At 70.9% G+C, this 14,582-nt stretch carries 14 protein-coding genes; 1 reads left to right on the plus strand and 13 read right to left on the minus strand.

Features of this window, described 5'->3' with window-relative positions:
* Window position 1: 1 nt before the first annotated feature.
* The 9 genes from rpoZ to pyrR are packed head-to-tail and all read right to left on the minus strand — an operon-like array spanning window position 2 to window position 9,908.
* Window positions 2-265, minus strand: coding sequence for a DNA-directed RNA polymerase subunit omega (gene rpoZ / locus BJ984_RS13220; protein WP_173181035.1), 264 nt, complete (start codon window positions 263-265; stop codon window positions 2-4).
* Window positions 266-270: 5 nt separating this feature from the next.
* Complete coding sequence (gmk, locus tag BJ984_RS13225) at window positions 271-1,185, minus strand: guanylate kinase (RefSeq protein WP_179548415.1); 915 nt, start codon at window positions 1,183-1,185, stop codon at window positions 271-273.
* Window positions 1,182-2,060, minus strand: a complete 879-nt coding sequence (gene pyrF / locus BJ984_RS13230; protein ID WP_179548416.1) for an orotidine-5'-phosphate decarboxylase — start codon at window positions 2,058-2,060, stop codon at window positions 1,182-1,184. Before pyrF ends, gmk begins: the two co-directional genes overlap by 4 nt.
* Window positions 2,057-5,368, minus strand: coding sequence for a carbamoyl-phosphate synthase large subunit (gene carB, locus BJ984_RS13235; protein WP_179548417.1), 3,312 nt, complete (start codon window positions 5,366-5,368; stop codon window positions 2,057-2,059). The genes pyrF and carB overlap by 4 nt, the downstream gene beginning before the upstream one ends.
* Window positions 5,368-6,546, minus strand: a complete 1,179-nt coding sequence (gene carA, locus BJ984_RS13240) for a glutamine-hydrolyzing carbamoyl-phosphate synthase small subunit (RefSeq protein WP_179549461.1) — start codon at window positions 6,544-6,546, stop codon at window positions 5,368-5,370. The genes carB and carA overlap by 1 nt, the downstream gene beginning before the upstream one ends.
* Window positions 6,546-7,079 (minus strand): PH-like domain-containing protein, encoded by a 534-nt coding sequence (locus BJ984_RS13245; RefSeq protein ID WP_179548418.1) that lies wholly within the window; start codon window positions 7,077-7,079, stop codon window positions 6,546-6,548. Before BJ984_RS13245 ends, carA begins: the two co-directional genes overlap by 1 nt.
* Window positions 7,079-8,413 carry a dihydroorotase gene (locus tag BJ984_RS13250; RefSeq protein ID WP_179548419.1) on the minus strand — a complete coding sequence of 445 codons (1,335 nt, stop codon included), beginning with the start codon at window positions 8,411-8,413 and terminating at the stop codon, window positions 7,079-7,081. Before BJ984_RS13250 ends, BJ984_RS13245 begins: the two co-directional genes overlap by 1 nt.
* On the minus strand, window positions 8,410-9,375 hold the full coding sequence (locus BJ984_RS13255) for an aspartate carbamoyltransferase catalytic subunit (RefSeq protein WP_179548420.1): 966 nt from the start codon (window positions 9,373-9,375) through the stop codon (window positions 8,410-8,412). Before BJ984_RS13255 ends, BJ984_RS13250 begins: the two co-directional genes overlap by 4 nt.
* Window positions 9,372-9,908 carry a bifunctional pyr operon transcriptional regulator/uracil phosphoribosyltransferase PyrR gene (gene pyrR, locus BJ984_RS13260; protein ID WP_179548421.1) on the minus strand — a complete coding sequence of 179 codons (537 nt, stop codon included), beginning with the start codon at window positions 9,906-9,908 and terminating at the stop codon, window positions 9,372-9,374. The genes BJ984_RS13255 and pyrR overlap by 4 nt, the downstream gene beginning before the upstream one ends.
* A 224-nt stretch (window positions 9,909-10,132) precedes the next feature.
* Here pyrR and BJ984_RS13265 point away from each other — a divergent pair, with 224 nt between their 5' ends.
* Window positions 10,133-12,055 carry a choice-of-anchor I family protein gene (locus BJ984_RS13265; protein ID WP_179548422.1) on the plus strand — a complete coding sequence of 641 codons (1,923 nt, stop codon included), beginning with the start codon at window positions 10,133-10,135 and terminating at the stop codon, window positions 12,053-12,055.
* A 30-nt stretch (window positions 12,056-12,085) separates the two neighbouring features.
* On the opposite strand, the gene BJ984_RS13270 is transcribed toward BJ984_RS13265, so the two are convergent.
* The 4 genes from BJ984_RS13270 to BJ984_RS13285 form a co-directional block, all read right to left on the minus strand.
* Entirely contained in the window at window positions 12,086-13,036 is a 951-nt protein-coding gene (locus BJ984_RS13270) for a hypothetical protein (RefSeq protein WP_179548423.1), read from the minus strand.
* A gap of 18 nt (window positions 13,037-13,054) precedes the next feature.
* Window positions 13,055-13,465, minus strand: a complete 411-nt coding sequence (gene nusB, locus BJ984_RS13275) for a transcription antitermination factor NusB (RefSeq protein ID WP_173181044.1) — start codon at window positions 13,463-13,465, stop codon at window positions 13,055-13,057.
* Between the two features lie 9 nt (window positions 13,466-13,474).
* Complete coding sequence (gene efp / locus BJ984_RS13280; protein WP_173181045.1) at window positions 13,475-14,035, minus strand: elongation factor P; 561 nt, start codon at window positions 14,033-14,035, stop codon at window positions 13,475-13,477.
* 107 nt (window positions 14,036-14,142) lie between these two features.
* Complete coding sequence (locus BJ984_RS13285; RefSeq protein ID WP_173181046.1) at window positions 14,143-14,577, minus strand: type II 3-dehydroquinate dehydratase; 435 nt, start codon at window positions 14,575-14,577, stop codon at window positions 14,143-14,145.
* Between the last annotated feature and the right edge of the window lie 5 nt (window positions 14,578-14,582).

The following is a 14,582-nucleotide window of genomic DNA, read 5'->3' on the forward strand; positions in this document are numbered from 1 at the left end:
GCTACTCGATGGGCGCCGCGGGGCGGATCGTCAGCTTGTCCTCGTTGATCTCGTGCATGGCGACCGAGAGCGGCTTGTCGTCGATGGTCGAGTCGACCAGCGGGCCGACGTTGTCGAAGAGGCTTCCCTCGTGCAGGTCGGCGTAGTAGTCGTTGATCTGGCGAGCGCGCTTGGAGGCGAAGATCACCAGGGCGTACTTCGAGTCGACCTTCGAGAGCAGCTCGTCGATGGGCGGGTCGATGATGCCGAGTTTGTTGGTGGGCACGGTGTTCACTCCTTGCTGGGAAGGTCAGTCGCCTTCTGAATCTGCATCAATTCTACGACCTCCGCCGCCGCGGCCTGCACATCGCGGTTCACGACGCGGAAGTCGAACTCGTCCTGGGCCGCCAGTTCGACCTTCGCGGTGGTCAGTCTGCGCTCCTGCTCCTCGGCCGTCTCGGTGCCGCGGCCGATCAGCCGGCGCACCAGTTCGTCCCAGGTCGGGGGCAGCAGGAACACGAGCGTGGCGCTCGGCTCGGCTGCCTTCACCTGGCGGGCGCCCTGGATGTCGATCTCGAGCAGCACGCTCGTCCCGGCCGCGAGGGCGCGGTCGATCGGGGTGCGCGGCGTGCCGTAGCGCGACTTGTTGTGCACCACGGCCCACTCGAGGAACTCCCCCGCCTCGATCATCCGGTCGAACTCCTCGTCGGAGACGAAGTAGTAGCTCACGCCCTCGACCTCGCCCGGGCGCGGCGCCCGCGTGGTGGCCGAGACCGAGAGGTGCACCTCGGGGTAGTTCTCGCGGATGTACGTGGACACGGTGCCCTTGCCGACCGCCGTCGGCCCGGCCAGCACGACCAGGCGGCTGTCGCCGGTGGCCGCGACCTTGGGCGCCCGGCGCTCGAGGTACTCCCGGAGCCGCTGCTGCTGGTGCACCCCGAGTCCCGACAGGCGCTTCGACGCCGCGATGCCGAGCGAGTCCATCACGCGTTCGATCCGCACGGGCCCGAGGCCGGGGATGGCCATCAGCAGGTCGCGCACGCGCATGCCGGCCTCGATGCTCTCAGTGCTGCCGAGGGCGGTCTCGAGCACGGCGACGGCGCTCAGCCGCCGCTCGGTGACGGCTCGCTTGACGGATGCACGGGCACGCCGGGCCGCTACGGCGGCCCGGCTGGCGGCGACACGGTCCACATCGGGCGGGTTCATCGCAGCACCTCTCCGAGAGCGGCGCTCTCGCGTTCGATCGCCTCGGCGAGGCCGGCGGCCCCGGCGGGGCTGGCGGAGCCGAGGGCGAGCACGGAGCGGGACACGCTCACCACGACGTTCGGCGCGAGCTGCCCGAAGACGGCGGGGATGGAGTCGAACGAGGCACCCTGGAAGCCGAAGCCCGGCGCGAGCACCGGCGTGGTCGAGAGGGTGCGGCCGGCGTCGCCGGTGAAGCCGTAGTCCTCGAGGCGCTGGGTGGCGCCGAGCACCAGACCGTGGTCGCCGAGGCGGGTGCGGTCGGTGTTGCGGGCGGCGACCTCGTCGGCGACGAGTCGCGCGACCGTGCGCCCGGGGTTCTCGCCCGCATCCGTCGTCGCCGTCTGCAGCACGCGCGCCTCGGGGTTGGAGGTCGCGCTCAGCACGAAGGCCCCCTTGCCGGCGGCCTCGGCGGTGTCGAGCAGACCGCTGAGGGCTCCGACGCCGGTGTACGCGGTGACGGTCAGTGCGTCGACCTCGAGCGACGAGCCCGCGGTGAGCCAGGCCGCCGCGTAGCCGTCGTTGGTGGAGCCGATGTCACCGCGCTTGGCGTCGCCGATCACGAGCAGGCCGACGGCGCGGGCGGCGGCGAGCACGTCCTCCAGAGCGGCGAAGCCCGCCGAGCCGAAGGACTCGAAGAACGCCACCTGCGGCTTGACGATGCCGACCCGGCCCGCGGCCGCCTCGACGACCCGCAGGCCGAAGTCGCGCACGCCCGCGGCGTCGCGCCCGAGGCCCCACTCCTGAAGGAGGTAGGGGTGCGGGTCGATGCCGACGCACAGGTGACCGTGCGCCGCGAACGCGCCGTCGAGGCGGGCGCCGAAGGGAGCGCCGCTCACCGACGGGCGTTCCTGGCGATGGCGTACTCCTGCAGCGAGGTCACCTCGAAGCCGTCCTTCAGCGCGTCGAAGGAGGCCACGGCCGCGCCCAGTTGGGCGATGGTCGTGAACAGCGGCTTGTCGGCCGCGACGGCGGCGGCTCGGATCTCGTAGCCGTCGACGCGGGCCGAGCGGCCGGAGGGCGTGTTGATGACGATGTCGACCTTGTTCGCGTTGATCAGGTCGACGATCGTCTCGACCGGCTCGCCGTCGCCGTCTGCGGCGTTCTGGGCCGCGTTCTCGGAGTACTTGCCGACGATCCCGGCGTGGATGCCGTTGCGGTTCAGCACCTCGGCCGTGCCGCTGGTGGCCAGGATCTCGAAGCCGAGTTGCTGCAGCCGGAGCACCGGCAGCACGATCGCGCGCTTGTCGCGGTCGGAGACCGAGACGAACACGGTGCCGGTCAGCGGCATGCCGCCGTACGCGGCCTCCTGGCTCTTGGCGAAGGCGCGGGGGAAGTCGCGGTCGATGCCCATGACCTCACCGGTCGAGCGCATCTCCGGGCCGAGCACCGAGTCGACGATCAGGCCCTCCTTGGTGCGGAAGCGTTTGAACGGCAGCACGGCCTCCTTGACGGCGACGGGCGAGTCGAGCGGAACCCGCGAGCCGTCCTGCTCGGGCAGCATTCCCTCCGCCTTCAGCTCGGCGATGGTGACGCCGACCATGAGGCGCGACGCGGCCTTCGCGAGCGGGATGCCCAGGGCCTTCGACACGAACGGCACGGTGCGCGAGGCGCGGGGGTTGGCCTCGAGCACGTAGAGGATGCCGGCGCCGATCGCGAACTGGACGTTCAGCAGGCCCTGCACGCCGATGCCCTGCGCGATGGCGAGGGTGGCGTCGCGCACGGCGTCGATCTGCGAGCGGCCGAGCGTCACGGGCGGCAGCGAGCAGCTCGAGTCGCCGGAGTGCACGCCGGCCTCCTCGAGGTGCTCCATGATGCCGCCGATGTAGAGCTCGTGGCCGTCGTAGAGTGCGTCGACGTCGATCTCGATCGCGTCGTCGAGGAAGCGGTCGACCAGCAGCGGGTTGGCCGTGCCGACCATGCCCTGGCCGGCGATCCGCTCGAAGTAGTCGGCGAGCGACGGGGTGTCGTAGACGATCTCCATGCCGCGGCCGCCGAGCACGTAGCTCGGGCGCACCAGCACGGGGAAGCCGATCTCCTCGGCCACGGCGACGGCCGTCTCGTAGTCGACCGCGATGCCGTTCTTCGGGGCCAGGAGGCCCGCCTGGTCGAGGATGCCCGAGAACAGCCCGCGCTCCTCGGCGAGGTCGATGGCCTCGGGGGTCGTGCCGAGGATCGGCACGCCGGCCTCCTTCAGCCCCTTGGCGAGGCCGAGGGCGGTCTGCCCGCCGAGCTGCACCACCACGCCCACGAGCTCACCCGACTGCGACTCGGCGTGGATGACCTCGAGCACGTCCTCGAGCGTGAGCGGCTCGAAGTAGAGCCGGTCGCTCGTGTCGTAGTCGGTCGAGACCGTCTCGGGGTTGCAGTTGATCATGATCGTCTCGTACCCGGCGTCGTGCAGGGCGAACGAGGCGTGCACGCAGGAGTAGTCGAACTCGACGCCCTGGCCGATGCGGTTCGGGCCGGAGCCCAGGATGACGACCTTGCGGGCATCCGAGGGCTCCACCTCGGTCTCGAGGTCGTAGCTGGAGTAGTGGTACGGCGTGAGCGCCGGGAACTCCCCGGCGCAGGTGTCGACCGTCTTGTAGACCGGGCGGATGCCGAGGATGTGGCGCACCTCGCGCACGTCCTTCTCGCCGAAGCCGCGGAGCGACGCGATCTGGGCATCCGAGAAGCCGTGCTCCTTGGCGAGGGTGAACATGGCGTGGTCGGCGTTCTCGGAGGCGCTGATCGCCTCGGCGACCTCGTTGATCAGCACGATCTGGTCGAGGAACCAGGGGTCGATCTTGGTGGCCTCGAAGGCCTCCTCGATGCTGGCCCCCGCACGGAGGGCCTGCTGCACCGTGACGATGCGGCCGTCGGTCGGCACGGCGGCGATCGCCAGCAGCTCGTCCTTGTCGCCGGGCTCCCCGTCCCAGTGGAACGACGAGCCGCGCTTCTCGAGCGAGCGCAGCGACTTCTGCAGCGCCTGGGTGAAGTTGCGGCCGATGGCCATGGCCTCGCCCACCGACTTCATGGTGGTGGTGAGGGTGGGGTCGGCCGCCGGGAACTTCTCGAACGCGAAACGCGGCACCTTGACGACCACGTAGTCGAGCGTGGGCTCGAAGGAGGCGGGGGTCACCTTGGTGATGTCGTTCGGGATCTCGTCGAGCCGGTAGCCGATCGCGAGCTTCGCGGCGATCTTGGCGATCGGGAAGCCGGTGGCCTTCGACGCCAGCGCGCTGGAGCGGGACACCCGCGGGTTCATCTCGATCACGATGATGCGGCCGTTGGCCGGGTCGACGGCGAACTGGATGTTGCAGCCGCCGGTGTCGACGCCGACGGCGCGGATGATGTCGATGCCGATGTCGCGCATCTTCTGGTACTCGCGGTCGGTCAGGGTGAGCGCGGGCGCCACCGTGATCGAGTCGCCCGTGTGCACGCCGACGGGATCGACGTTCTCGATGGAGCAGACGACGACCGTGTTGTCGGCGGTGTCGCGCATGAGCTCGAGCTCGTACTCCTTCCAGCCGAGGATGGACTCCTCCAGGAGCACCTCGGTGGTCGGGCTCTGGTGCAGGCCGTCGCCGACGATCCGGCGCAGCTCCTCCTCGGTGTAGGCGAAGCCCGAGCCGAGCCCGCCCATCGTGAAGGAGGGGCGGACGACCAGCGGGTAGCCGAGGTCTTCGGCGTAGCCGACGGCCTCCTCGACGGTGTGCGCGATGTAGGAGCGCGCCACCTCCGCGCCCGCGTCGATCACGAGCTGCTTGAAGATCTGCCGGTCTTCGCCCTTGTTGATTGCCTCGAAGTTGGCGCCGATCAGCTCGACGTCGTACTTCTCGAGGATGCCGTGCTCGTGCAGCTGGATCGCCGCGTTCAGCGCGGTCTGGCCGCCGAGGGTCGGCAGGATGGCGTCCGGCTTCTCCTTGGCGATGATGGTCTCGATGACCTGCCAGGTGATCGGCTCGACGTAGGTGGCGTCGGCGAAGTCGGGGTCGGTCATGATCGTGGCCGGGTTCGAGTTCACCAGGATGACGCGCACGCCCTCCTCGCGGAGCACGCGGCAGGCCTGCGTTCCCGAGTAGTCGAACTCGACGGCCTGACCGATGACGATCGGGCCGGAGCCGATGACCAGAACGCTCTGGATGTCGTCTCTGCGTGGCATTACTCGTGGTCTCCTTCGGAGGAAGCGGTGGGAAGCTGGCCGTCGGGCGACTCGCGTCGCGCGAGCACCATCTCGCGGAAGCGGTCGAACAGGTACATGGAGTCGTGCGGGCCGGCGGCGGCCTCGGGGTGGTACTGCACCGAGAAGGCGTCGATGTCGAGGCAGCGGATGCCCTCGACCACGTCGTCGTTCAGGCTGACGTGGCTCACCTCGACCCGTCCGAAGCCGGCGGGCGAGTCGACGACGCCCTCGCGGGGCGCGTCGACGGCGAAGCCGTGGTTCTGGCTGGTGATCTCGACCCGGCCGGTGAGCTTGTCGAGCACGGGCTGGTTGATGCCGCGGTGCCCGAAGGGCAGCTTGTAGGTGCCGAAGCCGAGCGCCCGTCCGAGCAGCTGGTTGCCGAAGCAGATGCCGAAGTAGGGCACGCCGCTCTTCAGCACCTCGCGCAGCAGCTCGACATGGCTCTCGGAGGCCTCGGGGTCGCCCGGGCCGTTGCTGTAGAAGAGGGCATCCGGAGCGAGCTCGAGCACCTCGTCGACCGTGACCGACTCGGGCAGCACCTCGACGTCGAGCCCGCGCTCGGCGAGGTAGTTCAGCGTGGAGGTCTTGACGCCCAGGTCGAGCACCGCGACCGAGCCGACGCGCTCGCCGACGGCGGGCACCTGGTAGCGCTCGCGGGTCGACACGACGCTCGACAGCTTCTGGCCGGCCATCTCGGCACCGGCGCGCACGGCGCCGAGCTGCTCGGTGGCGGAGAGCTCGTACTCCGCGCCCGAGAAGATGCCCGCGCGCATGGCGCCGGCGCTGCGGATGTGGCGGGTGACCGCACGGGTGTCGATGCCCGAGATGCCCACCACCCCGTCGGTCTCGAGGTCGTCGTCGAGGCTGCGCTGGGCACGGAAGTTCGACACGACGCGGGAGGGGTCGCGCACGACGTAGCCAGCGACCCAGATCTTCGCCGACTCCTTGTCGGTGTCGTTGACGCCCGTGTTGCCGATGTGCGGCGCGGTCTGCATGACGATCTGGCCGGCGTAGGAGGGGTCGGTCAGCGTCTCCTGGTAGCCGGTCATGCCGGTGGCGAAGACGGCCTCGCCGAGGGTGCGCCCGCGGGCTCCGTAGGCTCGGCCCTCGAAGCGCCGACCGTCTTCCAGCACGAGCACGGCGGGTTCGGTTGTGATCACGACGAGGTTCCTCCCTGAGGGGTGTTGTTCGGGATGATGGCGCCGGCGGCGTCGATCAGCCGGCCCGCGTCACCGAGATCGGTGGCGCGGACGTAGCTCTCGACCTCGGCCGGGCCGGTGGTGGAGTCGTAGGTCCAGTCGATGCGCACGAGCCCGCCGGGCTCGACGACACGGTCGATGGTCCAGGTGGAGGTGCCCACCGAGCGCAGGCGCTCGCGGACGATGAAGGTCTCGGGTTCGCCGGGGATGACCAGCGACAGGCCGGTCTCCCGCACGGTGAGCACACCGCGGCCGCGGAAGGCGAGGCCCGGGATGGTCAGCCGGTTCAGCGGGTCGCCCGCCGCGGTGGTGGCGACGTAGAGAACGGATGCCCGGGCGAGCTCCCGGCCGCGCGCGGCCTCGGCCGGAGCATCCGTCGCCCGGCCGAACGCCGACTGGCGGTGGCGCCTCGCCCGCCAGGCCCAGACCATGGCGCCGAGCACGAGCGCGGCGAACAGGGTGACGAGCACCCCGGGGACGAGCCGCTCCATCAGCGCACCGCCGCATCGGCCGCATCGGCCGCTTCGCCCACGGGAGCCAGCACACCGTCGCGAAGGGTGGCGAAGCCCTCGTGGAAGGTCCAGCGCACGCTGCCCGAGAGGGTGGCGCCGAGGTAGGGCGAGTTCTGGCTGCGGCCGTGCAGGCGCTCGAGGTCGAACACGCTCGAGGCGGTCGGGTCGACGAGCGTGACGTTCGCGGGCGCGCCGTCCTCGAAGGCGTGGGAGTGCCTCTCCAGACGACCGATGGCGGCGGGGGCCTGGGAGAGCACCCGGGCGACGCCGGCCCAGTCGAGCAGCCCGGTGTCGACGAGCGCGGTCTGCACCACGGGCAGGGCCGACTCGAGGCCGACCATGCCGAAGGCCGCCGCATCCCACTCGCACTCCTTCGCCTCGCGCGGGTGCGGGGCGTGGTCGGTGGCGATGATGTCGATCGTGCCGTCGGCGACCGCCTCGCGGAGCGCCTGCACGTCCTCGTCACGGCGGAGCGGCGGGTTCACCTTGTAGCGGGCGTCGTAGCTGCGGATGAGCTCCTCGGTGAGGAGGAGGTGGTGCGGTGTCGCCTCGGCGGTGACCTGGATGCCCCGGGCTTTCGCCCACCGGATCACGTCGACCGAGCCGGCAGTGGAGAGATGGCAGATGTGCAGGCGGGCGCCGACGTGCTCGGCGAGCAGCACGTCGCGGGCGATGATGGACTCCTCGGCGACGGCGGGCCAGCCCTTGAGGCCCAGCTCGCTGCTCAGGGAGCCCTCGTTCATCTGGGCGTTCTCGGTCAGCCGCGGGTCTTGCGCGTGCTGGGCGATCACGCCGTCGAAGGTCTTGACGTACTCGAGCGCGCGGCGCATCAGCAGCGAGTCGTGCACGCACTTCCCGTCGTCGGAGAAGACCCGCACGCCGGCGCGCGACTGGGCCATCGCTCCGATCTCGCTGAGGCGCTCGCCGCCGAGGCCCACCGTGACGGCGCCGATCGGGCGCACGGTCGCGTAGCCGGCGGCGCGGCCGAGGGCCTGCACCTGCTCGACGACGCCCGCGGTGTCGGAGACGGGCAGCGTGTTGGCCATGGCGAAGACGGCGGTGAAGCCGCCGGCCGCGGCGGCGCGAGTGCCGGTGAGCACCGTCTCGCTCTGCTCGAAGCCGGGCTCGCGGAGGTGGGTGTGCAGGTCGACGAGGCCGGGCAGGGCCACGAGGCCCGCGGCGTCGACGACCGTGGCGCCCGCAGCGACCGCGCCGGTCGTGGTCGACACGATGCGGCCGGCCTCGATCAGGATGTCGGCGCCGGCGCCGCTCGGCAGGGTCGCGCCCTTCAGCAGGTAGCTCTGCTCGCTCAACTCAGGGCCTCTCGCTCGCCGCGCTCGCCGGAGAGCAGCAGGTAGAGCACTGCCATCCGGATGGACACCCCGTTCGCGACCTGCTCGAGCACGGTCGACTGCGGGGAATCGGCCGCACCCGACGAGATCTCGAGGCCGCGGTTCATCGGTCCGGGGTGCATCACAATCGTATCCGGGCGCAAGGCCCCCATCCGCTCGTCGTCGAGGCCCCACTGCCGTGCGTACTCGCGGGCGTTGGGGAAGTAGGCGGCGTTCATCCGTTCGCTCTGGATGCGTAGCATCATCAGCACGTCGGGCCGCACGGCGGCGAGCGTGGCGTCGAGATCGAAGCCCACCGCGGCGGGCCAGCTCTCGGCGCCGACGGGCACGAGCGTGGCCGGGGCCACGAAGGTCAGCTCGGCCCCGAGGGTCTCGAGCAGCCACAGGTTCGACCGCGCGACGCGGGAGTGCAGGATGTCGCCGACGATGACGACGCGAACTCCGTCGAGCGCCCTGCCGCGGCTCGCGTGGCCGTGCAGCCGGCGGCGCATGGTGAACGCGTCGAGCAGGGCCTGGGTCGGATGCTCGTGCGTTCCGTCGCCCGCGTTCACGACGCCCGCGTCGATCCAGTCGCTCTGCGCGAGCACCTGGGGCGCTCCCGAGGCGTGGTGGCGGATGACGACACCGTCGGCACCCATCGCGGCGAGGGTCTGCGCGGTGTCCTTCAGGCTCTCGCCCTTGGAGACGCTCGAGCCCTTGGCCGAGAAGTTGATCACGTCGGCCGAGAGCCGCTTGGCAGCGGCCTCGAACGAGATGCGGGTGCGGGTGGAGTCCTCGAAGAAGAGGTTGACGACCGTCTTGCCGCGGAGCGTCGGCAGCTTCTTGACCTCGCGGTTCTGCACGTCGGCCATGTCCTCGGCGATGTCGAGGATGCGGACGGCCTCGTCGCGGCTGAGGTCTTTGGTGGAGAGGAGGTGTCTCATCCTTCGATCGTCACCTCTTCGGTGGCGTCGAGCCCGGCGAGGCGCACGTTGATGCGCTCGGAGCGGGAGGTCGGCAGGTTCTTGCCCACGAAGTCGGCGCGGATCGGCAGGTCGCGGTGGCCCCGGTCGACCAGCACCGCGAGCCGCACGGCGCGCGGGCGGCCGAGGTCGCTGAGCGCGTCGAGCGCGGCCCGGATGGTGCGGCCGGAGTAGAGCACGTCGTCGACGAGCACGACCGTCTTGCCGTCGATGCCCTGTCGCGGCACCTGCGTGGGCTGCGGGGTTCGGGTCGGATGCTTCGCCAGGTCGTCGCGGTACATCGTGATGTCGAGAGCGCCCACCATGCCGGCGGGATCGCTGCCCGGCTCGATGCCGGCGATCAACGCGCCGATGCGATCGGCGAGGATCACCCCGCGCGTCGGGATCCCGAGGATCACCAGATCGTCCGCTCCCCGGTTGGACTCGAGGATCTCGTGCGAGATCCGAGTCAACGCCCGGGCTATGTCAGCCTGCTGCAGCACGGTTCGTGCCATGGCGACCGACCTCCTTCCCCGCCTCCCGGACGGCCTTAAAGGATGCCTGTGTACCCCTCGACTCTAGCAGTCCGCTCCAGCCGATCGCAGGCTCGAGCTATCCTCATCATAGGGCCTTCGTGACAGTGCTGCGGATCGTCCCGTTCACGCCCGCGTCACCCGTCGTTCACACGGATGCGGTCGGCTGGGGCATCCGAACGCCGAGACCCCTCCCGAGGAGCCCCATGCGCCGCCGCGCCGCCTTCACCGCCCTGGCCAGCACCACGCTGGCCACCTGCACGATCGTCGCGGGGGTCGCCTTCGGGCCCGCCGCAGCCAACGCCGTCCTCGACACCGACCCCACCGCACCGTTCTCCCCCATCGTCGCCTCGGCCTCGGACGCGGCGATCGGCCTGAACCCGCTGGGCAGCTTCTCGACCGGGGTGTTCGACGAGAGCGCCGCCGAGATCGTGCAGTTCCACGGCGGGACCAAGCGCGCCTTCGTGGTGAACGCGCAGGCCGGTGTGGCCCAGGTGCTCGACCTCTCCGACCCTTCGGCGCCCGAGCGGATGTTCGACCTCTCCACCGCCGGTGTGGTCGCCGCAGACGGCTCCACCGTCCCGGCCACCGCCGTCGCCAACTCGGTCGCCGTGCGCGCCGACGGGCTGGTGGCGCTCGCCGTCGAGGCCGACCCGAAGACGGCCGACGGCTGGCTGGTGTTCTTCGACGCGGCCGGCACCGGCACCGCGCTCGGGGCCGTGCGCGTCGGCGCCCTGCCCGACATGGTGACGTTCTCCCCCGACGGCGCCACCGCGCTGGTGGCGAACGAGGGCGAGCCCGCCGACGACTACAGCGCCGACCCGGAGGGCACCGTGTCGATCGTGGCGGTTCCCTCGACCGTGACCGCGCCCACCCAGTCGGCCGTGCGGAGCGCCGGCTTCCACGACTTCGAGGCGGGCGGGTCGAAGCCGCTGCCCGAGGGCGTGCGTGTCTTCGGCGTGCGCGTCGGCGCCGTGAACCCCGTCTCCGAGAACCTCGAGCCCGAGTACGTCACCGTCTCCGGCGGCACGGCGTACGTGTCGCTGCAGGAGGCGAACGCCATCGCCGTCGTCGACATCGCCTCGGCGACGGTCACCGACATCCACGCGCTCGGCTACCAGGACTTCTCGGTCACGCCGTTCGACGCCTCCGACAAGGACGATGCGGTGGACATCACCACCTGGCCGGTGCGCGGTCTGTACCAACCCGACGCGATCGGCAGTTACACCGTCGGCGGGGAGAGCTACGTGGTCTCGGCGAACGAGGGCGACAGCCGCGACTGGGAGGGCTACTCGGAGGAGGCGCGGGTCGAGGACCTCGACGTCTGCGCCCCGCTGGCGCCGTTCGTCACGGACGCGCAGCTCGGCCGCCTCAAGGTCACCACTGCCGACGGCTTCGACGAGGCCGCCGGCTGCTACTCGTCCCTCTACGCCTTTGGCGGACGCTCGTTCTCGATCTGGTCGTCGGACGGGCAGCAGGTGTTCGACTCGGGCTCGGACTTCGAGGAGATCACCGCGGCCGACCTGCCGGAGGGCGCCTTCAACTCCGACCACACCGAGGTCGCGTTCGACTCCCGCAGCGACGACAAGGGGCCGGAGCCCGAGGGCCTCGCCCTCGGCGAGGTGGACGGACGCCGCTATGCCTTCATCGGCCTCGAACGCGTCGGCGGCGTGATGGTCTACGACATCACCGACCCGGCTGCGACGCAGTTCGTCACGTACGTCAACAACCGCGACTTCTCGGTGGCCGACCCGTCCGCGTCCCCGGAGGCACTCGCGGCATCGGGCGACCTCGGCCCCGAGGGCCTCGCCTTCGTCCCGGCCGCCGACTCCCCCACCGGCGCCCCGATGCTCCTCGTCGGCAACGAGGTCTCGGGCACCACGACGGCCTTCGCCGTCACCTCCGACGCCGTGCCGACGCCGATCCCCGACCCGACGTCGACCGCCCCCGCCCCGGCGCCCGCGCCCGCTCCCGGGGCCCCCGCTCCCGGCGCGGCGCCCGCGACTCCTGGCGCGGAGCTCGCGGCGACGGGCTCCGACGCGGCCGGCTTCGCCGCCCTCGCGACGTTCCTCGTCGGCGCGGGAGCCCTCGCGGCCTACCTCACCCGCCGCCTCCGCCGCCGCGCCTGACCCCACCCTCGGCTGCCCTGAGCCGGTCGCTCAGGGCAGCCGGTGGAACCAGGTCCACAGGAGCACCATACCGGCGGGGTACCGCGCGATCGCGGCGTCGAGCTCGTCGCTCGGGGCCGTGCGGAAGATCGCGAGGTAGGGATCGGCCGTGGTACGACCAGCGGCATCCGTGCTCGAGCGCGCGACGTACGGGTCGGGGCCGAACAACGGCTCGTCGAGAGCGCTCTGCAGCTCGATCGCCGAGACCGATGAGGTCACGATGCAGGCCGCGTCGGGGAAGAGCTTTTGCATGCCGGTACGCACGGCGTCGAGGTCGGCGTCAGCCGCTGCGCCGATCAGGGCGACGCTCACACCGTCGGCGACCCCGAGCGGCGCCCAGCCGACGACTTGACCCGGATAGCCGGCGGTGTACGGGCCGATCAGTCCCTCGAGGTCGCCGGCATCGCGCCATCCGCCCTCGGGTTCCGCACAGCCGTACTGCTCCGGATCGGCCTGCGCGAACAGCGCCGCCGACTTCTCCTCGTCGGTCGAGTAGCTCGGCTGCGGCTCGGAGGGGACGGGCGGTGCCGAGGCGGCGTCTTGCAGGGCGATCGCCTCCCGCGTGTCGATGCCGGTCACCCTGAAGCGGTTTCCGGCGAGCGACCCCGTCACGACGTGGGCGGACCAGGTCCATCCGTCGTCCTCGCCGGCGCTGGACTGAGGCGACGACATCGCGAGCTCGGCGGCATCCACCCCGTCGACCTCAAGTGGATCATCGCAGACCGACGGACCGCCCCAGCCCGGATCGATGAACGGAGCCGGACACAGCGAGAGGTCGCCCTCGGGAGAGGTCCAGAACGCCACGCTCCCCCACACCTCCGGCCCGGCAGCCGAGGTGTCCCCGGTCGGGGACGGGGCCGACGTCGGTGCGCCGGCCGTGGTGCATCCGCCCAGCACGACGGAGACGACGGTGAGCACGACCCCGGGCACGAACCGTCGCATGCGCATCCCCGGGGCGGGCTAGGCCGCCTGGGCCACCTTGCCGAGCACGCCGTTCACGAAGCCGCCCGAGTCGTCGGTCGAGAGCGTCTTGGCGAGCTCGACCGCCTCGGCGATCGCGACGCCCGCGGGCACCTCGTCGTTGTAGAGGATCTCCCAGACGCCGATACGCAGCAGCGCGCGGTCGATCGTCGGCATGCGCGCGATCGTCCAGCCTTGGGCGTAGCTCTCGATGGTCTCGTCGATCTCGCTGAAGCGGTCGACGACGCCGTCGACGATCTCACGGGCGTACAGCCACGAGTTCTGCCGGTCGGGCTCGCTCGCGGCCCGGCCCGCCTCGGCCGCGAGGGCCTCGGTGATCGGGATCTGCCGCACGTCGGCGGCGTAGAGGATGTCGAGGGCCCGCTTGCGGGCCTTCGTGCGTGCGCTCAACGACGGGGCCTAGTTGACCCGGCCGAGGTAGTCGCCCGTGCGGGTGTCGACCTTGACCTTGGTGCCGATCTCGAGGAACAGCGGGACGTTGATCTGGTAGCCGGTCTCGACGGTGGCCGGCTTGGTGCCACCGGTCGAGCGGTCGCCCTGCAGGCCCGGCTCGGTGTAGGTGATCTCGAGCACGACCGAGGCGGGGAGCTCGACGTAGAGCGGCTCGCCGTCGGTGAGAGCGATGGTCGCGGTCTGCTGCTCGAGCAGGAAGTTGGCGGCGTCGCCGACGATCGTGCCGGGGATGGTGATCTGGTCGTAGTCGCTCGTGTCCATGAACACGAAGTCCTCGCCGTCCTTGTACAGGTACTGGAAGTCGCGACGGTCGACGTTGGCCGTCTCGATCTTAGCGCCGGCGTTGAAGGTGCGGTCGACGAGCTTGCCGGTGCGCACGTTCTTGATCTTGGTGCGCACGAAGGCGCCGCCCTTGCCCGGCTTGACGTGCTGGAACTCGATCACGTTCCAGAGCTGGCCGTCGATGTCCAGCACGGTGCCGTTCTTGATGTCGTTCGTTGAAGCCATGGAGGGGGGAATCCGTTTCGAAGAAGGTGTTGCGACCGGCATGTCGGTCGCGAAGGTCCTCGAAGAGTGTACCGGGTCCGCCTCTGCGACCGCTCGGGCCCGCGCGGTCAGCGCCAGAGCAGCGACGCGAGCGCGAGCCGGTACGACCCGAACCCGAACCCCGCGATCACCCCGGTCGCGATCCCCGAGATCACGCTCGTGTGCCGGAACGTCTCGCGTGCGTGCGGGTTCGAGATGTGCACCTCGATCAGCGGCACCCCGGCCTTCGTCACGAGGGCGGCCGCATCCCGCAGCGCGTACGAGTAGTGCGTGAACGCCGCCGGGTTCAGGATGACCGGGGTCGCCGTGTCGACGGCCTCGTACAGCCACGACACCAACTCGGCCTCGTCGTTGGTCTGCCGCAGGTCGATCGAGAGCCGCCCGGCCGCGTCGGTCTCGAGCAGCTGCCGGAGCGAGTCGAGGTCCTGCGACCCGTACACGTCGGGTTCGCGGCTGCCGAGACGCCCGAGGTTCGGGCCGTTGAGGACGAGGACAGACGACATGCGAG

The sequence above is a fragment of the Herbiconiux flava genome, assembly GCF_013409865.1.
Lineage (GTDB): Bacteria > Actinomycetota > Actinomycetes > Actinomycetales > Microbacteriaceae > Herbiconiux > Herbiconiux flava.

Excerpts from the sequence above, each read along its gene's own strand:
- pyrR (WP_179548421.1), bottom strand. The coding sequence starts at position 9,908 with ATGGCACGAACCGTGCTGCAGCAGGCTGACATAGCCCGGGCGTTGACT.
- BJ984_RS13245 (WP_179548418.1), bottom strand. The coding sequence starts at position 7,079 with ATGGAGCGGCTCGTCCCCGGGGTGCTCGTCACCCTGTTCGCCGCGCTC.
- gmk (WP_179548415.1), bottom strand. The coding sequence starts at position 1,185 with ATGAACCCGCCCGATGTGGACCGTGTCGCCGCCAGCCGGGCCGCCGTA.
- efp (WP_173181045.1), bottom strand. The coding sequence starts at position 14,035 with ATGGCTTCAACGAACGACATCAAGAACGGCACCGTGCTGGACATCGAC.
- BJ984_RS13270 (WP_179548423.1), bottom strand. The coding sequence starts at position 13,036 with ATGCGACGGTTCGTGCCCGGGGTCGTGCTCACCGTCGTCTCCGTCGTG.
- BJ984_RS13285 (WP_173181046.1), bottom strand. The coding sequence starts at position 14,577 with ATGTCGTCTGTCCTCGTCCTCAACGGCCCGAACCTCGGGCGTCTCGGC.
- carB (WP_179548417.1), bottom strand. The coding sequence starts at position 5,368 with ATGCCACGCAGAGACGACATCCAGAGCGTTCTGGTCATCGGCTCCGGC.
- BJ984_RS13265 (WP_179548422.1), top strand. The coding sequence starts at position 10,133 with ATGCGCCGCCGCGCCGCCTTCACCGCCCTGGCCAGCACCACGCTGGCC.
- BJ984_RS13255 (WP_179548420.1), bottom strand. The coding sequence starts at position 9,375 with ATGAGACACCTCCTCTCCACCAAAGACCTCAGCCGCGACGAGGCCGTC.